The sequence below is a fragment of the Pseudobacillus wudalianchiensis genome, from assembly GCF_001685015.1.
GTDB lineage: Bacteria > Bacillota > Bacilli > Bacillales > Domibacillaceae > Pseudobacillus > Pseudobacillus wudalianchiensis.
In genome coordinates, this window is the sequence record NZ_MAYT01000030.1 from 257,034 (window position 1) to 280,753 (window position 23,720).

At 39.9% G+C, this 23,720-nt stretch carries 21 protein-coding genes, 2 rRNA genes and 1 riboswitch; of the genes, 14 read left to right on the forward strand and 9 right to left on the reverse strand.

What is annotated here, in order from left to right; all coding sequences use genetic code 11:
* Positions 1-256: 256 nt before the first annotated feature.
* Positions 257-403 carry a hypothetical protein gene (locus tag A8F95_RS22730; RefSeq protein WP_176713766.1) on the forward strand — a complete coding sequence of 49 codons (147 nt, stop codon included), beginning with the start codon at positions 257-259 and terminating at the stop codon, positions 401-403.
* A 234-nt stretch (positions 404-637) separates the two neighbouring features.
* Here A8F95_RS22730 and A8F95_RS19295 read toward each other — a convergent pair whose 3' ends face one another.
* From A8F95_RS19295 to A8F95_RS19305, 3 genes are all read right to left on the reverse strand, one after another.
* Positions 638-1,360, reverse strand: a complete 723-nt coding sequence (locus A8F95_RS19295; protein ID WP_065412031.1) for an amino acid ABC transporter ATP-binding protein — start codon at positions 1,358-1,360, stop codon at positions 638-640.
* Positions 1,357-2,013, reverse strand: a complete 657-nt coding sequence (locus tag A8F95_RS19300; protein ID WP_065412032.1) for an amino acid ABC transporter permease — start codon at positions 2,011-2,013, stop codon at positions 1,357-1,359. The genes A8F95_RS19295 and A8F95_RS19300 overlap by 4 nt, the downstream gene beginning before the upstream one ends.
* A gap of 80 nt (positions 2,014-2,093) precedes the next feature.
* Positions 2,094-2,939 (reverse strand): basic amino acid ABC transporter substrate-binding protein, encoded by an 846-nt coding sequence (locus A8F95_RS19305; protein WP_065412033.1) that lies wholly within the window; start codon positions 2,937-2,939, stop codon positions 2,094-2,096.
* A gap of 771 nt (positions 2,940-3,710) precedes the next feature.
* Here A8F95_RS19305 and A8F95_RS19310 point away from each other — a divergent pair.
* Positions 3,711-4,688: a S8 family peptidase gene (locus tag A8F95_RS19310; protein WP_065412034.1), complete on the forward strand. Its 978-nt coding sequence runs from the start codon at positions 3,711-3,713 to the stop codon at positions 4,686-4,688.
* A 631-nt stretch (positions 4,689-5,319) separates the two neighbouring features.
* The gene (locus A8F95_RS19315; RefSeq protein ID WP_065412035.1) at positions 5,320-6,240 is read left to right on the forward strand and encodes an endonuclease I family protein; all 921 of its coding nucleotides are present in this window, start codon (positions 5,320-5,322) and stop codon (positions 6,238-6,240) included.
* Between the two features lie 486 nt (positions 6,241-6,726).
* Here A8F95_RS19315 and dapA read toward each other — a convergent pair whose 3' ends face one another.
* The 4 genes from dapA to A8F95_RS19335 form a co-directional block, all read right to left on the reverse strand.
* Complete coding sequence (dapA, locus tag A8F95_RS19320; protein WP_065412036.1) at positions 6,727-7,620, reverse strand: 4-hydroxy-tetrahydrodipicolinate synthase; 894 nt, start codon at positions 7,618-7,620, stop codon at positions 6,727-6,729.
* 129 nt (positions 7,621-7,749) lie between these two features.
* Positions 7,750-7,933, reverse strand: a riboswitch (Lysine riboswitch).
* Between the two features lie 269 nt (positions 7,934-8,202).
* A complete protein-coding gene (locus A8F95_RS19325) occupies positions 8,203-9,207 on the reverse strand; it encodes a sensor domain-containing diguanylate cyclase (protein WP_065412037.1) in 1,005 nt (334 codons plus the stop codon).
* An 8-nt stretch (positions 9,208-9,215) separates the two neighbouring features.
* On the reverse strand, positions 9,216-10,037 hold the full coding sequence (locus A8F95_RS19330; protein WP_065412038.1) for an alpha/beta fold hydrolase: 822 nt from the start codon (positions 10,035-10,037) through the stop codon (positions 9,216-9,218).
* Positions 10,038-10,317: 280 nt separating this feature from the next.
* Positions 10,318-10,629: a YmaF family protein gene (locus A8F95_RS19335; RefSeq protein WP_065412039.1), complete on the reverse strand. Its 312-nt coding sequence runs from the start codon at positions 10,627-10,629 to the stop codon at positions 10,318-10,320.
* 185 nt (positions 10,630-10,814) lie between these two features.
* On the opposite strand from A8F95_RS19335, the gene ureA reads away from it, so the two are divergent.
* The 6 genes from ureA (at position 10,815) to A8F95_RS19365 (ending at position 16,723) form a co-directional block, all read left to right on the forward strand.
* Positions 10,815-11,171, forward strand: a complete 357-nt coding sequence (gene ureA, locus A8F95_RS19340; protein ID WP_342669969.1) for an urease subunit gamma — start codon at positions 10,815-10,817, stop codon at positions 11,169-11,171.
* A 41-nt stretch (positions 11,172-11,212) separates the two neighbouring features.
* On the forward strand, positions 11,213-13,258 hold the full coding sequence (gene ureC, locus A8F95_RS19345; RefSeq protein WP_065412040.1) for an urease subunit alpha: 2,046 nt from the start codon (positions 11,213-11,215) through the stop codon (positions 13,256-13,258).
* A 10-nt stretch (positions 13,259-13,268) separates the two neighbouring features.
* Positions 13,269-13,985, forward strand: a complete 717-nt coding sequence (locus A8F95_RS19350; RefSeq protein ID WP_065412041.1) for an urease accessory protein UreF — start codon at positions 13,269-13,271, stop codon at positions 13,983-13,985.
* Between the two features lie 36 nt (positions 13,986-14,021).
* Positions 14,022-14,690 carry an urease accessory protein UreG gene (ureG, locus tag A8F95_RS19355; protein WP_095407492.1) on the forward strand — a complete coding sequence of 223 codons (669 nt, stop codon included), beginning with the start codon at positions 14,022-14,024 and terminating at the stop codon, positions 14,688-14,690.
* On the forward strand, positions 14,687-15,505 hold the full coding sequence (locus A8F95_RS19360; RefSeq protein ID WP_065412043.1) for an urease accessory protein UreD: 819 nt from the start codon (positions 14,687-14,689) through the stop codon (positions 15,503-15,505). The genes ureG and A8F95_RS19360 overlap by 4 nt, the downstream gene beginning before the upstream one ends.
* 339 nt (positions 15,506-15,844) lie before the next feature.
* On the forward strand, positions 15,845-16,723 hold the full coding sequence (locus tag A8F95_RS19365; protein ID WP_065412044.1) for a DMT family transporter: 879 nt from the start codon (positions 15,845-15,847) through the stop codon (positions 16,721-16,723).
* A 232-nt stretch (positions 16,724-16,955) separates the two neighbouring features.
* Here the strand turns inward: A8F95_RS19365 and A8F95_RS19370 are convergent, their stop codons facing one another.
* Positions 16,956-17,783, reverse strand: a complete 828-nt coding sequence (locus tag A8F95_RS19370; protein ID WP_065412045.1) for a glycerophosphodiester phosphodiesterase — start codon at positions 17,781-17,783, stop codon at positions 16,956-16,958.
* Between the two features lie 329 nt (positions 17,784-18,112).
* Between A8F95_RS19370 and A8F95_RS19375 the strand changes: the two genes are divergently transcribed.
* Positions 18,113-18,931 (forward strand): STAS domain-containing protein, encoded by an 819-nt coding sequence (locus A8F95_RS19375; RefSeq protein WP_065412046.1) that lies wholly within the window; start codon positions 18,113-18,115, stop codon positions 18,929-18,931.
* A gap of 128 nt (positions 18,932-19,059) precedes the next feature.
* Here the strand turns inward: A8F95_RS19375 and A8F95_RS19380 are convergent, their stop codons facing one another.
* Complete coding sequence (locus A8F95_RS19380) at positions 19,060-19,401, reverse strand: GlpM family protein (protein ID WP_065412059.1); 342 nt, start codon at positions 19,399-19,401, stop codon at positions 19,060-19,062.
* A gap of 124 nt (positions 19,402-19,525) precedes the next feature.
* Between A8F95_RS19380 and A8F95_RS19385 the strand changes: the two genes are divergently transcribed.
* The 4 genes from A8F95_RS19385 to A8F95_RS19400 form a co-directional block, all read left to right on the forward strand.
* Positions 19,526-20,422 carry a LysR family transcriptional regulator gene (locus tag A8F95_RS19385; RefSeq protein WP_065412047.1) on the forward strand — a complete coding sequence of 299 codons (897 nt, stop codon included), beginning with the start codon at positions 19,526-19,528 and terminating at the stop codon, positions 20,420-20,422.
* Positions 20,423-20,654: 232 nt separating this feature from the next.
* Positions 20,655-21,158, forward strand: a complete 504-nt coding sequence (locus A8F95_RS19390; RefSeq protein ID WP_065412048.1) for a GNAT family N-acetyltransferase — start codon at positions 20,655-20,657, stop codon at positions 21,156-21,158.
* Positions 21,159-21,700: 542 nt separating this feature from the next.
* Positions 21,701-23,254: ribosomal RNA gene (locus A8F95_RS19395) — 16S ribosomal RNA — on the forward strand.
* 335 nt (positions 23,255-23,589) lie between these two features.
* Positions 23,590-23,720, forward strand: a 23S ribosomal RNA gene (locus tag A8F95_RS19400); the annotation flags it as partial.

Genomic DNA, 23,720 nt, shown 5'->3' on the forward strand with positions numbered 1-23,720 from the left:
CTGGAAGATTTGACTCTCCCAGCTTTTGTTCAAACAAATATATATAACCTATGGCAGTTGCCAATTTTAATTCGGTATAAATTCAACCTTACTGATAACTATCTTTTTTTCGAGTAGAGGAGCTTTTCTATTATTGAGCCACAACTTTATACTAACTTTTTCATTTTATCTCGTTGTTCTTATACACCAAACATTAGAAGGAAACTGAAGCTCTAACGTTCTTCTGCTATATTGACGGTAGGGAGAGAGGTAAATCTTGAAAGAAGAAAAGGATCAAGTTAAACAAGGAAATAGCGCAAACAAGGAAGAGGAGGTTCAGTTTGTAAAAGAAATTGATCCAGAAGCACTCAATGTTATCAAACGTTTGTATGACAAGACGTTTAGGGACTTGGTAGACCGGTGAATTATTGCGGCTAACATTAACCGAGACATGATCGAAACATATAGTCCTTGTGAAATGATAGGAGTCAAAATCCTACTACACTATTAGATAGTGCTATCCATCATCCTTTTTATTCAATTGAATATATTGAAAGCTTGTTTTGATCAAACTTTATTCGCCATAAAGAAAAGCCTTTACACTATGGATCGAAACACAGCGTAAAAGCCTAATTTTTTAAAAGGATGTTGCTATTTCTTATAAAACCTTACTTAAGAAGGCTTTTGTTCTTTCTTCCTGTGGATTTTCAAATATTTCTTTAGGAAGATTTTCTTCAACTATATAGCCTCCATCCATAAATAAGACGCGATCGCCAACTTCACGAGCAAAACCCATTTCGTGGGTTACCACGACCATTGTCATCCCTTCTTTAGCTAGTTGTTTCATTACTTCTAGCACTTCCCCGACCATTTCTGGATCCAGTGCGGATGTCGGTTCATCAAAGAGCATAACTTTCGGCTGCATTGCAAGAGCCCTCGCTATAGCGACACGCTGTTTCTGCCCGCCGGACAATGAATCTGGATATACATTCGCTTTCTCTTCAAGGCCTACTTTGCGTAAAAGTTCAAGGCCCTTTTCCTTTGCTTCTTGCGCAGATATATTTCTCACTTTCATAGGAGCAAGCATGATATTTTCAATTACGGTTTTATGGGGAAATAAATTAAACTGCTGAAAGACCATGCCAACTTCGGTTCTGACCTTATTAATATCTGTTTTCTTATCAGTTAAATCAAGGCCTTCGATTAAAATATGTCCACCTGTAATTGATTCAAGCATATTTAAACACCTTAAAAATGTAGATTTTCCTGATCCTGATGGTCCAATAACGACCACAACTTCCTGAGACTTAATATCTACATTAATATCCTTTAAAATTTCATTCATGCCAAATGATTTTTTTAAATTCTTCACTTCAATCATTCTGTTGCCAACCTTCTTTCGAGACGATTTAATAAAAGACTCATAGAAGTAGTTAACACAAGATAAATAAGTGCGACTGTAATGTACGGCTCCCAGACGATGAAATAATTACCGGCCATTGCACGTCCCCAATACATAAGTTCAGGTGTTGCCACGATTGCTGCAAGGGAGGAATCTTTAATAAGAACAACGAATTCGTTCCCAAGGGGCGGGATCATTCTCTTAATAGCCTGAGGCAAAATAACATTTTTCATTGCTCCAACATGATTCAGCCCCAAAGAACGGGCTGCCTCCATTTGACCCTTATCAATAGATTGGATTCCAGCCCTGAAAATTTCAGCAATATAGGCTGCTGCATTTAAAGAAAGAGCGATAATAGTGGCCAAAATCCCATTGGTGTGTCCAATAAAAAGGGGCACTACCCCAAAATGGACTAAAAATAATTGTACAAATAAAGGGGTTCCGCGGAAAAAGGTAATATAGCAGTGAAAAAGCAATGAAATTGGCTTTTTCCTTGCCATTTTTCCTAATCCGATTCCTAACCCCAAAACTGTCCCAAGCAAAGTCGCTACGATCGATAATCCGATTGTCAACATAGTTCCTTTCAAAAAGAATGGAATATATTCAGCGATGAGATCAAAGCGAAATCCCATTAATCTACCCCCTAATTAAACTAAAATTGCGTAATGCAATTTTTTAGAATTACGCAATTTTAGTTCTCTAGTTATTAATTCTATTCTTTTAATGTTTCTAAATCTGGCTTTACCCCGAACCATTTCTCATATATTTGGGTGTATGTTCCGTTTTCGATAAGCTTCGTAAGAGCTGCATCAAATTCAGCTTTTAGTGGACTGCCTTTTTGAAACATCAATCCGTAAAATTCACTGTCAAAGCCTTCTTTATCTTCAACGACAACAAGTTTTTGGCCTGGATTCTTTTTGACATACTCTTCGAGTGTAGCATTGTCAGCAACGGCGGCATCAGCCCCACCGTTCACCAATTCCAAAATAACTAGATTATTATTTTCGAATTTTTTAACATTTGAACTGTTTTTGCCAAGAACTTTGTCAATAGCTGCTTGTCCTGATGCTCCGTTTTGAATGGCCACTGTCTTGTCTTTCAGGTCATCTATACTTTTAATATCACTGCCTTCAGGAACTAAAATCTTGTTTGTCGATAAAAAATAAGGAACTGAAAAATCATAGGTTTGTTTTCGATCTTCACTGATTGTAATAGCAGACAATCCAAAGTCAGAAATGCCGTCTCTAACCTCAAGAAATAACGGTTCCCATCCTAGGTTGACGAATTCGTATCCATATCCAGTTTCTTTAGCGAGCTCTTCCAATAAATCAGCGTCAAATCCTACAATTTTGCCATTTTCAATCGATTCAAACGGTGGATAATACGCATCTGTTCCAATCTTTAGTTTTTTCTTTCCTTCACCAGAGGCTCCATTCCCCTCATTATTTGCCTGTTTTTCGTTATTACTATTGCTTGCACTACCCGTCTCGCTTGACCCACAAGCTGCTAAAATAAGTGTAAAAACCATGACTAAAGCAAAAATTGTAATTTTTTTCACTGAATTACCCCCTAGATTTTTTATTTATTTTACAAAAAACATGAGGTGTAACAATTCGAATTACATGCCCCCTTTAAATAATTCTGTATTTTTAAAGTACCTGAATCACCCAAGAACGTTTCCGAATTTTCTGTATTTTCAGATATGTAGTCATTGTACATTTAGACCTATATTTCCGCAACAAAATCTCTTTTGAATCCCTCATTTGGTTAAAAATCTGTTAGAAATATTAAAAAAATATATGTTTACAAAAAGGAGGAAGTAAGAATCTCTAAAAAATTAATCAAACGGATTAGACTTAGATTTCCTTGAGCCTAATCCGTTTGATTTATTCTTTGAAACAAATTCAACATTAACTATTTATACTTTTTCCCTTAGCCCAAGGGCGGACAAAAGTACAAAGCGTGGTTGATAAGGTGAGATTGCTGAAGAAGATTAGTTTATGATTAAGAATATACATGAGCCGATCATACCAAGAGAAGAAAAGGAATTGCTCCCATATCGTTGCAGGAGTACTCATATACAATACAAGGCGGGTTCTAGCTTTGGCTCTCTCATTCAGTCAGGACCCCAGGATGACATATTATCCTCCAAGAGAGCAAATAAGGAAAACTGATTTCAATTAGCTAAAATCAAACTTTGGGATCACTTTTATACTCAGAATCTATTAAATGATCCTACAAATGGAACTGTCAGAAAATACAAAAAACTGTTAAAATGTAGGGAACACCTAGAATTAGCTTCAATTTAATCTCTTGAGGAGGGAAAAAAATGAAGCATTATGTTCGGGTAATTCCATACCAGGTGATTGAACAGTCAGAAGAGGTAAAAGAAGTTCCAAAAGGCGTGGAATTGATACAAGCTCCTAAAATTTGGAGCGAAACAAAGGGCAAAGGCATAACGGTGGCTGTCTTGGATACAGGCTGCGATACGTCACATCCCGATTTACAAGAACGGATTATAGGCGGGCGAAACTTTACGGATGATGACGGAAGCAACCCTGATATATTCAAGGATTACAATGGGCATGGAACTCATGTTGCCGGAACGATTGCTGCCCAGAAAAACGACAAAGGCGTAGTTGGAGTCGCTCCCGAAGCCAGTTTACTCATTGTGAAAGTATTGAATAAAAACGGCTCTGGACAATATGATTGGATTATCAAGGGCATCAATTATGCTATAGAACAAAAAGCGGATATTATCTCCATGTCACTAGGAGGCCCAAGTGATACTCCTGAACTTTATGAAGCAATCAAAAGGGCTGTTGCCAACAATGTCCTCGTGGTTTGCGCAGCAGGGAATGAGGGGGACGGCGATGACTCAACTGATGAATTCGCTTTTCCAGGCTGTTATAATGAAGTGATTAGTGTAGGTGCGGTTAATCTTGAGCGGCGCTCTTCCCATTTTACCAATTCCCATAATGAAATCGATTTAGTTGCCCCAGGCGAAGAAATTCTTTCTACGTATTTAAATGGAAAGTATGCCACATTAAGCGGGACTTCCATGGCTGCACCCCATGTTTCCGGAGCCCTTGCTCTTATAAAACTACTGGCGAACAATGGCTTTGAACGGAAGCTCTCAGAACCTGAGCTTTATGCTCAATTAATTAAAAGAACCGTTCCACTGGGTAACTCTCCAAAGCTTGAAGGAAACGGGCTGATCTATTTAACGGTCCTTGACCATTTGGCAAAAGTATTTGATCAAGAAGTAAAAACCATGTTCTTAAGTAATCAAGGAATTATCAGCTAAAACAATTTCATTTAATGGGGAGAAGCCCGTTGGCAGACAGTTTCCTTTAAGTTAAGTGGATTCTTCTGTTAAAGAAAACAAATAATAAACCGGGATTAAGACCGAGCGTTTTGGTGGAATATAACCCTAGATTGTTTTAGAGAATGAAATAAAACACAATAGAATAGGGATTCTCAAGGGTGGTTAGCTCGTCCTCAGAAGAAAGGAGGGGGAGTGCTCGTGACGGTCTTTGAAGCGTTGATGTTAGCATGTACTGTTGCAGGCTTAATCATAGGAATGCTGTCATTTGACCATAAAAAATAACCCACCCTTGAGCCTGCAAGCATAAAGGGTGAGTTAGGTTCGTTCTTAATGGATTATAGCGATCGCCCTAGCAGGGAACCGTCTATTGTATCGACCGCTTGGTGTTCCAGCACCGGCGGTTTTTTATTATATGATACTTTATGATTATATAATACCCGAAATCGGCCAATGAGAACAATAAAAAATGTCGAATTTCGATAAAGTTCTTTTAATTGTAATGAAACTGCACCAAAAGTAACAAAAATGTAAAATATTTGATTTCCCTCTACTTCTTTAAATGCGTTTTTATGTTGGTGATTATAAAATGTAATAAGAAAGGGGAAGCACATTGGATAACATAAAAAGAATATCTGAAAATAAAAAAATAGGTTTAACAGCTGCATTACTAGAATTAGAGCATAATAAAAAGATGCTTGAAAGTGAAAAAGAGTATTATGACGGGGAAAAGGATCAGCGTATAATCTCAAACTATTATGATCAAATCCATTTTAATGAAGCGAGCAAAGAAAAATTATTTAAACAATTGAATCAGTTAGTTGTCAGCACACATATTAATTGGCTTCCTTATAACTCGAAAACCCGAAATTATCTTTATTCACTGGTTGACCTTCAGGCTGATGGGAACTTGAAGAGCATATATTCAGGAAAAGAAAAGGATCCTGAACAAGTCATGAAAGAAGATGACGAATCAGAACGGAAAAGAGAACAAGCTTATAACGAATTATTAAAAAGCAACTTGGTTAACAATGATAATATACAAGAAATAATGGCCTCCCTCGAAAGTGAAAACATGTACAATTGTGAACACGTTGTTCCCCAATCATGGTTTGGGAAGCGTAACCCAATGAAAGGAGATTTGCACCATCTTTTTACGTGCGAAAAAGAATGCAATTCCTTGAGATCTAATCATCCCTATTATGATTTCGCCGATTATTCACCTAAAATGGAGACGGAAGTAATCAAAACACAATGCGGAAAATACGAAGAGGCTAAGTTTGAACCTGAAAGCGGCAAAGGCGAGGTTGCCAGAGCAACGTTGTATTTTTTATTAAGGTACCCAGGAGAAGTCAGTCAATACAGCAATCAAGACATTGAACTGTTGCTGAAGTGGCACAATGATTATAAAGTATCTATTTATGAAAAACACCGCAATAAGGCGATTTTTGATATTCAAAAAAACCGGAATCCCCTAATAGATTTCCCGCAATATGCTGACAAAATAGATTTTATGTTAGGTTTATCTAAATGATTAAGTAAAATTGGAAATCCACCCGCCGTTTGGTCATATATAGAATGAAAAACTTGTAGGCAGGAGTATGAACAAGTTTAAGAAGGTGCGTAATTTAAAAGAGAGCAAGCCGATTTTTCATTCATTTGCTTTGTCAAAAGATGAAAATCTTTTTAGCCATAATTGAAAAGGAGAAGAGGGGGTTTTTACTCTATTAATCTAAACTGTTCGCCAAATAGCTGCTTGGTGAAATTATCCACATATCTTATCTGTGTATAAGCAGATGAGCCGCTTGTTTCGCTTTTTTCTGTTTTGGATTAAATAGAGAGCGGCGGCTATTGTGGCGATGTGTGGGCAAGCTGCTTCAATAGAAGGGGATATCAATTGCAGGATTTTTCAAAGTGAAGTTAAATAGACAAATAAGCTGGCCTTTGTGTGGAAAAGCACTAAGGCCAGCTCTTTTTTAAAGAAAAGAATCTGTTTCGTTTGCAATGGATTAAAAAACTTTTAAGAAGTAGCTTTTTCTTTTGTATCTAGTAATTGCAACACTTCTTGTAATGAGTTTTGTTTTTCCTCATTTAGAGGAACCATTGGTAGGCGAACACCGCCAACAGGGATTCCGGTTAAATTTAATGCCGCTTTTACAGGGGCAGGGCTTGGTGCCGCAAATAGCGCTTTGATGATTGGGAGGAGGTTGCGATGGGCTAAAGCAGCCTCTTTGAGTTTACCGCTTTTAAAGTTTTCAATCATCATTTGCATCTCGTTCCCAATAACATGAGAGGCAACCGAGATTACTCCTTCGCCGCCAATCGATAATACTGGTAAGGTTAAACCATCATCGCCGCTGTACAAGGAAAAATCTTCAGGTGTTTGGCTGATGATTTCCGTCATGGCATCTAAATTGCCGCTTGCATCTTTAATAGAAACGATATTTGAAATTTTTGATAGGCGAACGACCGTCTCAACAGACATATTGACAACGCTTCGTCCAGGTATATTATATAGCATAACCGGTAGTGACGTAGATTCAGCAATCGCTCTAAAGTGTTGATACAATCCTTCCTGAGACGGCTTGTTATAGTAGGGAACAACGAGCATAATACCATCTACGCCTGTTTTTTCTGCAAGCTTCGTTAACTCAATGGAAGCTCTTGTGTTATTAGAGCCGGTACCCGCAATGACAGGAACTCTGCCGTTCACGATTTCAACGACAAATTTAAATAAATCAACTTTTTCTTCCGTTGTTAACGTAGGGGATTCTCCAGTCGTACCAGCTACCACTAAACCGTCCGTACCGTTGTCAATTAAATAGTTGATTAAATTTTTAGTCGCATGAAAATCAATCTCGCCATTTTCATCAAAGGGGGTCACCATTGCAGTTAAAATTTGTCCGAAATTCATTACTTCTCCACGTCCTTTTTTAGTTTTATATAATAGAGGGAGAAGGGCAGTAGTTAGTTAACGCAAAAAAGCAGCAACAGGGCTTCGTTGCTGCAGTAGAAACAATTATGTAACAAAAATTATTTCTGTGCGTAAGATAGCCCTCCATATAGTTTTTTTCCTATATGACAGTTCTGTATTTATTCAATAACAGACCCAGCTTTAAGAAATATGAGATTCTTTCAGCTTCGGCAGATTCCCCTTTCCACAATCGTCATCGGACCTCATCATCCTCAAATTATGTACTCATGGTCTCTGCGCCTCTATCCTTACTTCAAAAAATTTTGAAATAAGTAAATATGTAATTAAATTATACAATATCAGTTTTTTCATAGATTTGCAATGAAAAGTTAGGTTCGCCTCTAAGCATTTTTTGAAACGCGCTTCAAAGAGTATCTATCTCTAGCTGATAAAATGAAACAGGACCATCCAGTGATGGTGGAAGTGGCTTATACACTTTTGGAAGGAACGTATTTAATTCACAAAAGAGCAGTCGAAAAGATGTATGATTAAAAGCCAACAGGTCTGTTGGCTTTTAATCTATTATTTAAGTGAATTCGGATCTGTCGAGCGGTGTAAAAAATCAAAGTGTGTCACTCGGTTGCGGCCGTTCCGTTTAGATGAGTAGAGCGCTCGATCAGCTTTAGATTGGAGAGAGGTCACCGTATCCTCTAATGACATGGTCACAGCTCCAATACTAACGGTAAACCAAGGGGAGGTTGAATAAGATGCTTCGGCAAGGGAACGGATTTTTTCGCCAACTTGTAAGGCCTGCGGCTGATCAGCATTAGGAAGAATCACCGCGAACTCTTCTCCTCCATATCGAGCCACTACATCATCTTCTTTCGTTGATTCCTTAAGCAATAGTGCCAATACCTGTAAAACTTTATCCCCCGTTAGGTGACCAAATGTATCATTAATATTTTTAAAATGATCAACATCAAGAAGAAGGAGAGAAAGGGGGAGGGAAGACTCCTGGCATAGGGACATATTTAAAGATAAGGATTCCTGAAAGCTGCGCCGGTTCTTAAGGCCTGTCAATCCGTCTGTCTCTGCCAATACCTTTAAGCGGGAGTTCATTTCCACAAGCTCTTGTTGTTTATGCTCTAATTGCCTCTGTAACAGCTCAAGTTCTGTGATCATTTCTTCTTTTATCCGATTTTGCTCTTCCATTTCTCTTTTAATTTCCAAGATTGATTGCTCATATTCACGGCGGCGTTTCATCAGGGTAAACATGCAATGAGTAGCAGTCCCTTTCTCCGTCACCTTGCGTAGGGCATTTAGCAGAAACGGCAGCGGATTCTCTCCTTTTGGTTGAAGAGGGAGATACATTTCTTCTACAGTACCTTGTAACTGAATTAACGGAAAAAAATACAATTGAAAAAAGGAACGGCTGGAAACCGTCATCATACAGTTGATGTGTTTTCCTCGCAACTCATTTATATCGTATCCAAGCAAATTGAGCAGTGTTTGGTTAATTGTTAGAATCGTGCCATCATCAGCGAGAGTCAAATAGCCACAAGGGGCATGATTTAAGTGTTCATCCATTTAATGGTCTATTCCTTCACGACTAAGTTATGTTTCAAGTAGCCTTGAATGAGGCCAATGGTTTCTTCAGGATGACTGAGGTGAGGACAATGACCAGTAGCCTTCATTAAACGCAGCGTACTATGAGGCAAATGGCGATGCATATAGTCGCCGACAGTTAATGGAGCAATAGCATCTTCAGCACACTGCATAATAAGCGATGGCACGACAGACTTGGGCAAGTCAGCCCGGTGGTCGGATAAGAAGGTGGCAGCCGCAAACTGGCGGGCTACAATCGGGTCTGTTGAGCAAAAACTATCAGATAATTCTTTTGAAAGTTCAGGGCGATCAGGATTTTTCATAATAACTTGTGAAAGGTAATTCGCCCAGCCAATGTAGTTCATCTCCATCAATTCCATTAATTCTTTAATGTCTTGCTTTTCAAATCCTCCCATATAATGAGGCGGTTCATTTAAGTAACAAGGAGAGGGGCCAACCATAATAAGCCGTTCAAAGTATTCGGGTTTTTGGATAGACGCCAGCAGTCCGATTATGCTTCCAACGGAATGCCCTATGAAAATAGCTTCTTTTAGCTCCAGGAAAGCACAAATATCGAGCACATCTTGTGAGTACCCGTAAAGGCTGCTATATCTTTCAGCATTATAAGCTGAATAATCGGATTTTCCCGAACCGACATAATCAAACAAAACGATTCGATATTTCTCTTCAAAAGCCGGAGCAACGAGCCGCCACATATTTTGGTCACACCCGAACCCTGGAGCAAAGAGAATGGTTTGCGTTCCTTTTCCTGTAATATTTATATTATTGCGTTTGAGAATACTTTGCTGCATAATGATCCCTCTTTTTTGTAAATTAAAATGAAAATTATGGAATAAATTCATTGCTTTTGCTTGTGATATAGTTCTATTGTACTGATTTGTATTTTATACATCAATCTATTTATTTTGTAAGTTATACGCTAAGGGATTTACATCCATTGAAATGTAAAAACAGAAAGGTCTATAATCCTTTCTGTTTTTTTATCGTTCTTAAGTGTATATAATGCAATGATTTCCCTATACAAAAATCAATCTCTTAAACAGTACCCAGTACCATTTATTTCATTTCGTTTTAATCACGAGACATCATGGTAGCACCCTGGAATTGATGATAATGGGAAGGATAACTTGTAGTAAAGCCCTGAAAATAATGGATGTGTCCCCCGCCTTGCAGCGGTATGGCAGGGCCTGTTCTTCCTCGGATTTCATGTCGATGTCCATCGATGTGATGTGTCCAAGTAATGTATTCGTGTGTATGGGGCACTCCGCTTGGGGCTGGTTCTGTCGTTCCGGCGTATTCATGTGTATGATCTATCTCTATGGAAGTCATTCCAAGGAATTCATGGACATGTCTCTCCCCCTCTGTATACCCTCCGCTATACACGGTTCCTTCCTCCTTTCTTTCCTTTAAATGATGTCATTCTTCCTCTTGCGGAGGCTGACTTTTAGTATAGTATGCCGCATGGAAAACAAATGACTTTTTTCGAATATAAAAGGAACGGAAGAATATATTTTCATAAAGATAATTGGCAGAGAACAAAATAGCGTTGAAGCGAATTCGGGGGGAGAATGGTGTACCTTACCCAAAACGAAAAGGAAAGTTTATTTGTTGTTGTAGCTGCATGGCTGGCAAAGGAAAGGTTAGCTAAAGGAATGAGGCTAAGTTTTCCTGAAGCAATAGCTTTAATCACGTTTGAAGTGATGGAAATGGCAAGGACAGGCAGATATTCGGTATCAGATCTGCAAATGTATGGGAGAGACATTTTATCCGAAGAGGATGTTATGGAGGGGGTGCCCGCGCTCATAAGCAAAGTTAATGTTCAAGCTACATTTCCGGATGGTACTAAGTTAGTCGTCATTTATCCCTCTTTTCATTCATCACAATTTCCAAAATCAGCAGAAGAAATTGGACAACAATATCCTTGACTACTTCTACTTCATTATCGCAACAAGAGGAGGGAAGATGCTTGAGACCCGGTGAATACTTTTTAAGAAGCGAACCGATTCTGATTAATCAAGGAAGAAAGACGAGAACCGTCACTGTAATCAATAGAGGAGACCGTCCGCTTTTTGTCGGCTCACACTACCATTTTTATGAGACGAACCCTGATTTATTTTTTGATAGGGATCTAGCGAAAGGAATGCGTCTAAATATAGGAGCCGGAGAAATCGTCCAATTTCCACCGGGTGAGAAGAAAAGGATAGAGCTAGTGGAGATTGGCGGCCGAAAATACGTATATGGCTTCAGGGGATATGTGAATGGACCCGTAAAAGAAATTGCCTCTTCTAGCTTTAGCGAAAAGTTAATCTCAAGAAGCCAATATGCCAAGAAATATGGGCCTACCACAGGTGATAAAATTCGATTAGCCGACACAGATATCATTATTGAAGTGGAGAAGGATCTCGTTGTCTACGGTGATGAGCTTCGATACGGGTGGTTAAAAAATATACGCGATGGGATGGGAATGGCTCCCTATGCAACAAGAGAGAGTGCTCTTGATTTAGTCATTACGAACGTCCTTATATTAGACTATTGGGGCATTATTAAAGCAGATATTGGAATTAAAGACGGAAAAATTTACGGAATTGGTCACGCGGGCAACCCAGATTATATGGATGGCATTCATCCAAACTTAATTGTAGGACCTTCCACTGAGGTTATTGCTGGTGAAAATATGATTGTTACTGCTGGAGGGGTCGATTCTCATATTCATCAAGTGGACCCGCAGCTAGTAAAAGCAGCACTAGAAGCAGGGATCACTACGATGCTTGGTGGCGGAACGGGTCCAACCGCTGGCTCAATAGGAACAAATATTTCTCCTGGATCCTGGTATATTCATAGAATGATGGAAGCGGCCGAAGATTTTCCGATGAATTTCGGTTTTTGGGGAAGAGGAAATGCCTCGTTTCCCGAGCCTTTAGAAGAACAAATAGCAGCTGGAGCAGCCGGTTTAAAAATACACGAAGACTGGGGAGCAACTCCGGCGGTTATTGATAATTGTCTGACTGTTGCGGATAAGTACGACATTCAAATTTGCATTCATACCGATTCAAGTAACGAATCTGGAACAGTAGAAACCACTTCGTTAAAAGCGATTAAAGGCAGAGTCATCCATTCGTATCATACAGAAGGGGCAGGTGGAGGCCACTCGCCTGATATTATTCAAGTAGCTCGAGAAAGTTACATTTTACCGTCGTCCACTAATCCGACTCGGCCTTTTACGATTAATACAGCTGAGTCCAATTTGCAAATGATGTTTCAGGTTCATCATGTCAGCAGAGATGATCCAGCGGCCATAGCGATGGCAGAGGCGAGAATTCGTCCACAAACAATGGCTGCCGAAGGAATTTTACAAGACATGGGGGCGATTAGTGTCATGTCCTCTGACAGTGAGGCGATGGGACATGTGAGTGAAACGATTATACGGACATGGCAGACAGCGCATGTGATGAAACACTATCGCGGCCGTTTAGAAGAGGAAACAGGAGATAATGATAATTTTCGGGCGAAGCGTTATGTGGCTAAGTACACGATCAACCCAGCTATTATACAAGGCATTTCCGAAGTTGTGGGTTCGATTGAAGTCGGCAAACTGGCTGATCTTGTATTATGGAGGCCAGAATTTTTTGGAATAAAGCCCGAGCTCGTTATGAAAGGAGGCTTCATTGCCACTGCACCAACAGGGATGGCGAATGGGGGAGTGGCGAGTGTTGAGCCCGTAAGATACCGGCCGATGTGGGCAGCATTCGGAAAGGCGCCTAAAAGTATTTCCTATACCTTTACGTCAAAAGCGGCTGTTGAGCGGGGCGTTCCGCAAAAACTAGGACTAGAAAAGCAGATTTATGCGGTGCGGAATACGAGAAACATTAGCAAAAAGAATATGATTTTAAATGATGCCCTCCCAGAAATTACGGTGGATCCAGAAACATTCCACGTATATGTGAATGGAGAGCCGCTTGATAATCCACCAGCTGCCACCTTACCGATGTCACAAAAATATTTTTTATTTTAAGGTGATCTGCATGACAAACGAGTGGAAGATTTTTCAGCTTATTGATTCAGCTTTGCCAACTGGTGCGTTTTCTCACTCATTTGGTTTAGAAACAGCTTTTCAAGAAGGAGAGATTACTAGTCCGGAAACTCTTTATGAGTGGGCTTATCACTATATTACGGGAAGTCTTGCTCCTACAGAGGGAATCGCTACATTCATTACCTATCAAACTGTCCAAAACAGATGGAATGAGGAAGAATTATCTAAGTCTATACAAAGCGATTTACAGCGTTTAGATAAAAAATTAACGATCAGCAAAATGCCTTCAGAGTCACGGGAAGGCGGCATAAAGCTAGGTAAGCGGTATTTGAAAATTGTTAATACCTTATATCCGAGCGCCGGTTTGTCACAATATGCTGATTGGATTAAGGAAAAACGCTGTTACGGAAATTCTTCTATTGTCCATGGGTGGATTTCAGCTTACCTTGAAGTATCGTCTAGTACAGCTGTTTTCACCTATCTCTATTCCAATATCAATAACCTCTTGCAAAGTGCTTTGAGGTTAACGGCCGTTGGACAAACAGATATTCAAGTTATTTTGCAAAAGCTGCACCCTTTATTAATCAAAGAGGCTGAAAAAATTCATAATCGTTCTTATACAGAAGATGACTTATACAGCTACGCTATCATCCAAGAAATTCAAGGGATGCGTCATGAAATGCTGTACTCAAGGCTATTTATGTCATAGCCTGCATTCGCTAAAACGAAACAGGGAGTGGGTAAAATGGGGCATCATCATAATTTCAGCTGGAGCTACCGGAAGTTTAAGGGAGACCGGCCGATGAGAATTGGGATTGGCGGGCCGGTTGGTTCAGGAAAAACAGCTTTAGTCCGAGCGCTATCTGAGGTTTTGAGAGATAAATACAAAATCGGCGTCATTACGAATGATATATACACGAAAGAAGACGAACAAATTTTAAAAAAGAGCGGTGTACTCCCTTCGCATCATATTATTGGCGTCGAAACAGGCGGATGTCCGCACACGGCTATTCGTGAGGATGTCTCAATGAATTTTGAAGCGGTAGAAGAGCTAACCGAGGCCATTCCTGATCTCCATCTTATTTTTATCGAAAGTGGCGGAGATAATTTAGCCGCTGCTTTCAGTCCGGAGCTCGCTGATGTGTTTCTTTACATCATTGACGTGGCACAGGGAGATGACATTCCAAGAAAGGGCGGCCCTGGCATTAAACAATCCGATGTTCTGATCGTCAATAAGGTTGATTTAGCTCCTCACGTGAGGGTTAATTTAAATACAATGAAGGAAGACTGCCGAAAACAGCGCGAAAATAAGCTTACGGTATTTACGAACGTCCTTAGCGGAGAAGGAGTAACAGAGATTGCGGAATGGCTCGCAAAAGAATATCAAGGAAGAAGAGAGGAAGCAAAGAGGTGACAGTCACCGGAGAATGGCGGGGTACGGTCAGCAAAATGAAGGGGAGAAATGTCTTAGCTCATTTAAAGCGTCACTTTCCTCTTACGGAAGTAGAATTTGAAGGAGAGAACGGGGAACTCATCATCTACTTAATGTCTGGTTCACCAGGGTTATTTAATGGCGATCGACAAAGAGTCTGTTGTCGGATAACGGATGAAGCCCATCTGTTTTTAACCAATCCATCAGCTACAGAGCTGCATCCTTCCTTAATAGAAGAAGCGATCCATCAAACTGAAACATTCCAATTAGGGGAAAATAGCATCCTAGAATATCTTCCCGAGCCCCTCATTCCCTTTAAAGGAGCAAATTTTAAAGGGAAAACATCGCTCTATATGGAGGAGGGTTCTCAAGCCATTGTTAGCGAGATCATTACTCCCGGAAGAGTCGGACGAGGAGAAAGGTTCGAATATAAGCGTTTCGCTTCTCAATTTGAAGTATTTTGGCAGGGAGAACTCCAGGTTTGGGATTCATTCCAGCTTGAACCAAGGATGGATAGAGAAGGTCCAGAACTATTCAACCGCTATACGCATATAGGCACCTTATGGATTTTATCAGAAACACTTTCGGCAGGAGACCTTGAATATATCCAACATAAAGTAATCCCCAAGCTGCCGCAGCTGGACTGCTATGGCGGAGCAAGTTTATTGCCGAAAAATGGAATGATCATTCGTCTACTCGGCCATTCCTCTCAAGAGCTGCAGGAAGCTATAAAAATATGTTGGGATTATTTTCGGCAGCAGCTGTTTCACATGCAGCCGCTTGAGGTGATCAAGTAGAAAAAGAGTTCACTAATTCAGAGTAATGAATTAAATGACGATTATCGGATTCTTGCCCTCTGTCCGTATCTTCTAACAAGCAGCGGATAGAGGTTTTTTTGTGTTGGAGCTGTAACTGTAACTGTAACATTTTTATTTCCTATTTCTCTTTGTCATAAAGCAAAATAGGGATCTTTACACTTTCTGCTATTTTTCTCTTCCTCTCTCTTTAAGATTCTCCTACAATAGAAAAAGGCAGGTTCACCCGTAGAACAATCTTTTTATGCATTTCTTAATCATGACGTTGTGTTCATAAAAAATAACATTTGTTGTAACGTTGCTACTTTGGAGGAAAGTTAGATGCAGGCAGAATTAAAATTCGCCATTTCTATGGCTATATTCGGTTCAATTGGCTTGTTTTCAATAAAAACAGGCCTCCCATCGATTGAATTAGTTTTTGTGCGTTGTCTCTGTGCCACTGTTCTGTTAGGAGCTGTATGGGGTTTTCAACAATTGAACACAAAACAGCAGAACAAGAAGGCAATCCCGCGTAGAGAATATTGGCTCGCCTTGTTATGTGGGGTGTTTTTAGTTACGAACTGGATCTTTTTCTTTCGATCTTTTGAAGTGATGCCTATTACAGTAGCTGTCTCTATTTATCATTTGGCACCGGTGATTGTGCTGCTTCTCGGTTCATTTATTTTCAAAGAAAAACTAACAGGCAAAGGGCTGCTGTTTTTCTTTATTTGTTTTTTAGGCACGTTGTTAGTTGGGGGGATTCACCAGCATACCACGGTTTCTGGATTTTTATCTACCGGTGTCCTTTGGGCGTTTGCGGCAGCTTTATTCTATGCGCTTACCTCGATGACAGGAAAGGGAATTCAAATCCTCAGCCCAGTGGCCACGACTGTCATTCAAACATCTCTAGGCGTGTTGCTGCTCTTGCCAGTGGTGGACTGGTCTTATTTTACGCAGCTTACCTTCGAGAATTGGATGTATATCTTGATTACAGGGTTTGTTCACACAGGAATTGTCTTTTATTTATTTTTTAGCAGTTTGCGAGATTTAAAGGCTCAAACCATTGCGATTTTAGTATTTGTAGACCCGATTGTCGCCATTTTGCTGGATGTCACGTTTTTGGACTACCGACCTGATCTTTACCAAATGCTTGGAATTTTACTGGTTTTTGTGGGAATCAGTTATTCACCGCAAAAAGAAGGCAGCTTAGCCAAAACCTAGACTCGCTTGAGTAAGCAAATGACAGGAGACAGGCGATTTTTAATGGTTCGAAATTACAAAATTAACATTGTGCAAAATTCAATAATAAAAACATAAAAAAGTTTTAAAGAGAAAAGTATGGCTGTAACGTATAAATATCTTTAGTAATTGGATAAAAAAGCTCTGTGTCATAGTTAGTTGACACAGAGCTTTTTCATCTAAATAATTTGATAGCATCTTAAAGGATAAAATGTTAGTTTCTTGGATCTACATAATCCGGATAATCCGTTATAATAGCGTCTACATCCATGCTAAATAGAAAATCTGCTGCTTCTTGACTGCGAACCGTCCATGAAGAGATTTTCATGCCGAGTGAGTGTACGTCATTTACTAAGTCCTTCGTTACAATTCCGTAGCTAGGGTTAAAATAGTCAGCATAAGCGGAAAAATCTTTTAACGCTTGCTCTGTCGTATGAGATTTAGAAGAAGTAAGAACGCCGATTGGTACCTTCGGAAGAAGAGCATCCATTTTCTTCATCGATTCGAAATTAAACGATTGAATAATGATCTTTTCATTTTGTGGGCGGTCAAGGTTCCGTTTTTTCAATTGTTGAGCGATGCTTTCTTCAATCCCTGGATAAAGTTCTGGAGATTTCAACTCTATCAAAATACCAATCTTTCCGCGATAACGATCAAGTACTTCCTCAAAGGTCGGTATTTTTTCGCCTTTAAATTGCTCTCCCTTAAAACTGCCAGCATCAAGGGCGCTAAGCTGCTCGTAAGTTAAATCTTTTACTCTTCCAGTGCCGTCAGTCGTTCTGTCCACTGTCGTATCATGGATAATAACTAACTTTCCATCCTTGCTTCTTTGAACGTCAATTTCAATATAGTCTGCTTTCATTTCCACCGCTTTGTCAAAAGCAGCAATCGTATTTTCCGGTGTATATCCAGATGCACCGCGATGAGCTACATTATCCATCTGTCTGAATTCTCCAGTTGTTTTTGCCGCAATAGGTTGCTGAAGTGGACTACATAACAAAGTGAATGCTAGGCTCATTCCTAATAATGTTTTTTTCTTCATGCGCTCATCCTCCTATGTATAATTAGTACAAGGTTAATAATATCGCAGGAATGTTTAGCTTAAATGAAGAGAACGTAAAAAATATTCAAATTTTGCCGTATTTTACCGAAATTAGTATTTTAAAAAGTAAAAAATCAATATACTATTTATATGAAGGAGAACAAAGGCCTTCTCTTATTGAGTGAGAAATAAAAGCTATCGTTTAACGTGTAGAAGATGTAGCACGAGAGAATTTATTAGAAAATATAATAAGAGGCCATAATAACTATGAAATTATTCTATGTTTAAGTTACAATTAGTTAACTAAAGGGAGAAAAGGTGAGGAGTCAGTGAGTTCTTTTTTAAATTTTTCTAACTACATCCGTAAAAGTGTACAATCTTTATCCGTTGAGGTGGTAGACGCTGTTCTTCATAGAATGCAATTAAACATTCCAAAATGGGAAAAAGAGCAAGCAGTCAATATGTATAATGAACTTTTAGATTTCTTTGGGGAATCGCTCTTGTGTGAAAAAGATGAAGCTGTTCCAGAGGCGCTAGTCGAGTGGAGTAAGAAAAATGCGGCTATGCAAGCAACTGCCGGGCGCAACATTTCAGAAATAGTCGTACGTTATCCGCCAACTAGGGATGTTTTTAATGAACTGCTAACAGATATTAGTTTGGAACTCGGGCTGTCTGTAAAGGAGCATGCTTTTATTATTAAAAGAATAAATAACATGCTAGATATTAGCTTAAATGAAACTTTTTTTGCTTTTGAACGTCTTTCTAATGAATTTAGGGAAGAAACGCAAAAAGAATTAGCTAAATTATCAGCGCCTATTGTTCCGGTTAAGGAAGGAATCGTCGTCCTGCCTTTAATTGGTGAAGTGAACGATTATCGAGCAGCCTATATTATGGAAAATGTGATTCCCAAAATAGCTGAAATAGGGGTCGATCATGTTATTGTTGATTTTTCCGGAATATTAACGATTAATACGCAGGTAGCAGAGTATTTGCGACAAATAGAAGACATTCTTCATTTAATGGGAATGCATGTAATCACTACTGGCTTACGTCCTGAACTAGCTCAAACAGTCGTAAATGCGGGGATGGATTTCTCTAGGCTTGAGGCTTATGCAACTGTTAAGCAAGCATTAGAAAGCATTCAATAATTTTTTATCCGCAATCCTATACAAAGAGCGATAACGCTCTTTGTATTTTTTTATTTACTTAGTTGTTTAGGTGAAGAGATCTAATACGCGCTCACTAAAGTTAGGGTTTAACAAGCGGTTAGCTGCTTTTACAAAGTGATCTTCTGAGAAATAAAGTACATGTACCCCATCATATAAAAAACATAAATAATAAAAGCGCCTGCAACAGCATGTAAAGGTTTGAGCCAATTCGTCAGTAAAAAAATGCTGGTCATTAAAACAACTGCTCCAACAGCACCAAAAATAGCATTTTTTTGTGTGATTCTAAAATCTGCGAGGCTCATATTTTTCATTTGTAAACTTATATTAATCAGTGTCATGATCGGAAGTAACGTGATGACACCAGACAAAAAAAGATATTTAGATTTGCTTAACATAGAAGCAGCAACTAGGATGGTTCCCCCTATAGCAAATTGGACAATGTAACTCATTGCTTTCTCTCCCTTGCATGTAAAAGTTTTAGCTGCCATCATTTTATTTCCTAGTCATATATAAGTAAACTAAATATAATTGATATCAAATATAACAAAACTTTATATCTTAGGGGCTGAGCTGATGAGCTTAAAAAAATACATAACGTATATTAAGGTAGTCGAGACAGGAAGCTTGACGAAAGCAGCGGAAATCTTAAATTACACGCAACCGAGCATTAGCCAAATGATTAGCAGTTTAGAAGAAGAATACGGTTTTTCGTTGTTAGTCAGACAAAAAAACGGCGTAAAGCCGACGGAAAACGGATTAAAAGTGCTAAAAGCGATGCGGGAGATTGAAAAAGGCTATGGAAAGTTATCGGAAACGGTTGATGAAATTAACGGATTAGAAACAGGGAACATTCGAATAGGAGCTTACATAAGCATTGCGACGAACTGGATGCCTAAGATCCTAAGCGAATTCAAACAGTTATATCCTTTCATAGAGATTCAATTATACGAGGGAAATGCCTCGGAATTGGAACGTTGGCTAGACGAGGATAAAATAGATTTCGCCATTGGTTCTTCTTATCATAACAAAGGGTATTTTCGTTTTTTATCAGAGGATCCCATTGTAGCTGTCATGAACTCGCAGCATGAACTAGCCCAATCAGATGTTATCGACATTCGCACACTAGAATCCGTTGAATATATTTTGCCCTATTCAGATTCCCTATTTGAGGTGCATGATCTCATAAAAAAAGCGGGCATTCAACCACGGGTTGCTTATCGAATAAGAGGAGACGAAACGATCATCGCCATGGTAAGAAATAATTTAGGGATCAGCTTACTGCCACAGTTGTTGTTAAGTCATTCTCCCTTAGATAACATAACGGTTAAGCCGTTAAGCAGCTATACTTCTAGAAAAGTCGGAATTCTAACAAATACAACAAAGCATGCGCAAACACCATCTATTCATAAAATGATTCATTTTATTGAGGAATGGGTTGAAAAGCATCACCATCAAGAGAGATTTAATTAGTATGGACAATGATGGTCTTCTAAAGAAAACTGGGCAGGAAGTGTTTTTATGCAGTTAACGATTAACGCTAAGGGTGATAATGTAAAAGTTATTTTCTATAAAAAATAATTCGACATTAATGGACTGGCTTAGCTTAAGGTGAATTCCCTTAACTACCCTATTAAAAATTAATTGTGATTGAGAACGCTATGATGCTCAAAACTAAGTAAAAAAAGAACTGAGGGAGCAGTTAATGAACATTCGTATTTTAAAAGAGTCCGATGCCAAGTTGTATCAGGAAATACGACTGAGTGCATTAAAAGTTAATCCAGAAGCATTTGGTTCAACATATGAGAGAGAAGTTGATTTTTCATTAGAAACTGTAAAAGAGCGAATAAAACCAACTAAGAATCAATTTATTTTAGGCTCTTTTAATGATAGTGGCTCTTTGGCTGGAATCGTTACATTTAAACGTGAAGATAACCTCAAAGCGAATCACAAAGGGAATGTTTTCGGATTGTATGTAATTCCAGAAAGACGAGGGCAAGGTTTAGGGAGATCACTAATGGTAGAACTTATAAGACAGGCGCAAAATTATAATGGTTTGGAACAAATACGTTTAACCGTGGTATCTAATAATGATTCTGCAAAGAAATTATATAAGTCTTTGGGGTTCAAGGTCTATGGTATAGAACGAAATGCCTTGAAATTTAATGGAAAGTATTTTGATGAAGTGTTGATGGTATTAGAAATATAACTCTTGGGTTGACTATCCCTTCTGAAAAAGAAGTATTGCCCTTGTTTTATGAATTTTAGAGTTAAATAAACTTTATGATTCTTATATAAAAGTTATAGAGAAAAAGTATATAAGAGAGCGAAGTGTACAATAAGACGTTTCGCATAGCATTACATATTTAATAGTAGGGAGAGCAGTTAATAAAATATTCATGTTGTGATAATATGGAGATCTTTATTCTATTACTGATAGTTTGGCCAAAAAATATTGTTGTTATTACTGTCAAAACGGGAGTTTAGAAGCTTTTAACTTTAATTTTTTATGAATGAAATTATAAAATGTTATTGACTTTATTTTTTAGAACATGTTATATTGGTTATCCGCCGCTAAGAGCGACGGTTGCAGTAAAAAAGGATTTTAAAAAAATAGTTGACTTTCAACCTCGAATAATGTTATACTGAAATAGTTGTTGAGAGTGATTGAGAAATTGATCTTTGAAAACTGAACAAAATACATGCCAGTAAGTTAATTCTTATTTTAAATTATGAGCGAGTCAAACAATCTTTTTGGAGAGTTTGATCCTGGCTCAGGACGAACGCTGGCGGCGTGCCTAATACATGCAAGTCGAGCGGACTTGACGGAGCTTGCTCTGTTCAAGTTAGCGGCGGACGGGTGAGTAACACGTGGGTAACCTGCCTGTAAGACTGGGATAACTCCGGGAAACCGGGGCTAATACCGGATATTCTTTTTTCTCCGCATGGAGAAGGATGGAAAGGCGGCTTCGGCTGCTACTTACAGATGGACCCGCGGCGCATTAGCTAGTTGGTGGGGTAATGGCCCACCAAGGCGACGATGCGTAGCCGACCTGAGAGGGTGATCGGCCACACTGGGACTGAGACACGGCCCAGACTCCTACGGGAGGCAGCAGTAGGGAATCTTCCGCAATGGACGAAAGTCTGACGGAGCAACGCCGCGTGAGTGAAGAAGGTTTTCGGATCGTAAAGCTCTGTTGTTAGGGAAGAACAAGTACGGGAGTAACTGTCCGTACCTTGACGGTACCTAACCAGAAAGCCACGGCTAACTACGTGCCAGCAGCCGCGGTAATACGTAGGTGGCAAGCGTTGTCCGGAATTATTGGGCGTAAAGCGCGCGCAGGCGGCTTCTTAAGTCTGATGTGAAAGCCCACGGCTCAACCGTGGAGGGTCATTGGAAACTGGGAGGCTTGAGTGCAGAAGAGGAGAGCGGAATTCCACGTGTAGCGGTGAAATGCGTAGAGATGTGGAGGAACACCAGTGGCGAAGGCGGCTCTCTGGTCTGTAACTGACGCTGAGGCGCGAAAGCGTGGGGAGCGAACAGGATTAGATACCCTGGTAGTCCACGCCGTAAACGATGAGTGCTAAGTGTTGGAGGGTTTCCGCCCTTCAGTGCTGCAGCTAACGCATTAAGCACTCCGCCTGGGGAGTACGGTCGCAAGACTGAAACTCAAAGGAATTGACGGGGGCCCGCACAAGCGGTGGAGCATGTGGTTTAATTCGAAGCAACGCGAAGAACCTTACCAGGTCTTGACATCCCGCTGACCGGTCTGGAGACAGATCTTTCCCTTCGGGGACAGCGGTGACAGGTGGTGCATGGTTGTCGTCAGCTCGTGTCGTGAGATGTTGGGTTAAGTCCCGCAACGAGCGCAACCCTTGATCTTAGTTGCCAGCATTCAGTTGGGCACTCTAAGGTGACTGCCGGTGACAAACCGGAGGAAGGTGGGGATGACGTCAAATCATCATGCCCCTTATGACCTGGGCTACACACGTGCTACAATGGATGGTACAAAGGGCTGCAAGACCGCAAGGTTTAGCCAATCCCATAAAACCATTCTCAGTTCGGATTGCAGGCTGCAACTCGCCTGCATGAAGCCGGAATCGCTAGTAATCGCGGATCAGCATGCCGCGGTGAATACGTTCCCGGGCCTTGTACACACCGCCCGTCACACCACGAGAGTTTGCAACACCCGAAGTCGGTGGGGTAACCCTTACGGGAGCCAGCCGCCTAAGGTGGGGCAGATGATTGGGGTGAAGTCGTAACAAGGTAGCCGTATCGGAAGGTGCGGCTGGATCACCTCCTTTCTAAGGAAATTGTGAAATGTGACAGGTTCGTCCCCACAGAGTAGCAACAGAGAACATCGTTCTCACAAACGAATTAACGGCACTGTTTTTTGTTCAGTTTTGAAGGATGAATTCCTTCTATATAGGTAAGACCATTGTTCTTTGAAAACTGGATAATATCGTATAAAAGTAACCAAGCAATAACCGAGTAATCGCCATTTTAGGTATTTTTCAAAGAAAGAAGAGAAGCAAGCAGTTCTAAGAAGCAACTGAGTGACTGACTGAGCGTATTTGCATACGCGAGGGAAGGAATGAAGGAAGCTGACGACGAAATGCGCCGCTTATATTTTTTCTTAGGTTAAGTTAGAAAGGGCGCACGGTGGATGCCTTGGCACTAGGAGCCGAAGAAGGACGGGACTAACTCCGATATGCTCCGGGGAGCTGTAAGTAAGCATGGATCCGGAGATTTCCGAATGGGGAAACCCAC

What these genes read in the sequence shown, in the direction of transcription:
- A8F95_RS19350 (WP_065412041.1), top strand. Translation starts at nt 13,269, where the DNA reads ATGACAAACGAGTGGAAGATTTTTCAGCTTATTGATTCAGCTTTGCCA.
- ureA (WP_342669969.1), top strand. Translation starts at nt 10,815, where the DNA reads ATGGTGTACCTTACCCAAAACGAAAAGGAAAGTTTATTTGTTGTTGTA.
- A8F95_RS19330 (WP_065412038.1), bottom strand. Translation starts at nt 10,037, where the DNA reads ATGCAGCAAAGTATTCTCAAACGCAATAATATAAATATTACAGGAAAA.
- A8F95_RS19325 (WP_065412037.1), bottom strand. Translation starts at nt 9,207, where the DNA reads ATGGATGAACACTTAAATCATGCCCCTTGTGGCTATTTGACTCTCGCT.
- A8F95_RS19300 (WP_065412032.1), bottom strand. Translation starts at nt 2,013, where the DNA reads ATGGGATTTCGCTTTGATCTCATCGCTGAATATATTCCATTCTTTTTG.
- A8F95_RS19370 (WP_065412045.1), bottom strand. Translation starts at nt 17,783, where the DNA reads ATGAAGAAAAAAACATTATTAGGAATGAGCCTAGCATTCACTTTGTTA.
- A8F95_RS19385 (WP_065412047.1), top strand. Translation starts at nt 19,526, where the DNA reads ATGAGCTTAAAAAAATACATAACGTATATTAAGGTAGTCGAGACAGGA.
- A8F95_RS19310 (WP_065412034.1), top strand. Translation starts at nt 3,711, where the DNA reads ATGAAGCATTATGTTCGGGTAATTCCATACCAGGTGATTGAACAGTCA.
- ureG (WP_095407492.1), top strand. Translation starts at nt 14,022, where the DNA reads ATGGGGCATCATCATAATTTCAGCTGGAGCTACCGGAAGTTTAAGGGA.
- A8F95_RS19380 (WP_065412059.1), bottom strand. Translation starts at nt 19,401, where the DNA reads ATGAGTTACATTGTCCAATTTGCTATAGGGGGAACCATCCTAGTTGCT.
- A8F95_RS19295 (WP_065412031.1), bottom strand. Translation starts at nt 1,360, where the DNA reads ATGATTGAAGTGAAGAATTTAAAAAAATCATTTGGCATGAATGAAATT.
- A8F95_RS19390 (WP_065412048.1), top strand. Translation starts at nt 20,655, where the DNA reads ATGAACATTCGTATTTTAAAAGAGTCCGATGCCAAGTTGTATCAGGAA.
- dapA (WP_065412036.1), bottom strand. Translation starts at nt 7,620, where the DNA reads ATGAATTTCGGACAAATTTTAACTGCAATGGTGACCCCCTTTGATGAA.
- A8F95_RS19365 (WP_065412044.1), top strand. Translation starts at nt 15,845, where the DNA reads ATGCAGGCAGAATTAAAATTCGCCATTTCTATGGCTATATTCGGTTCA.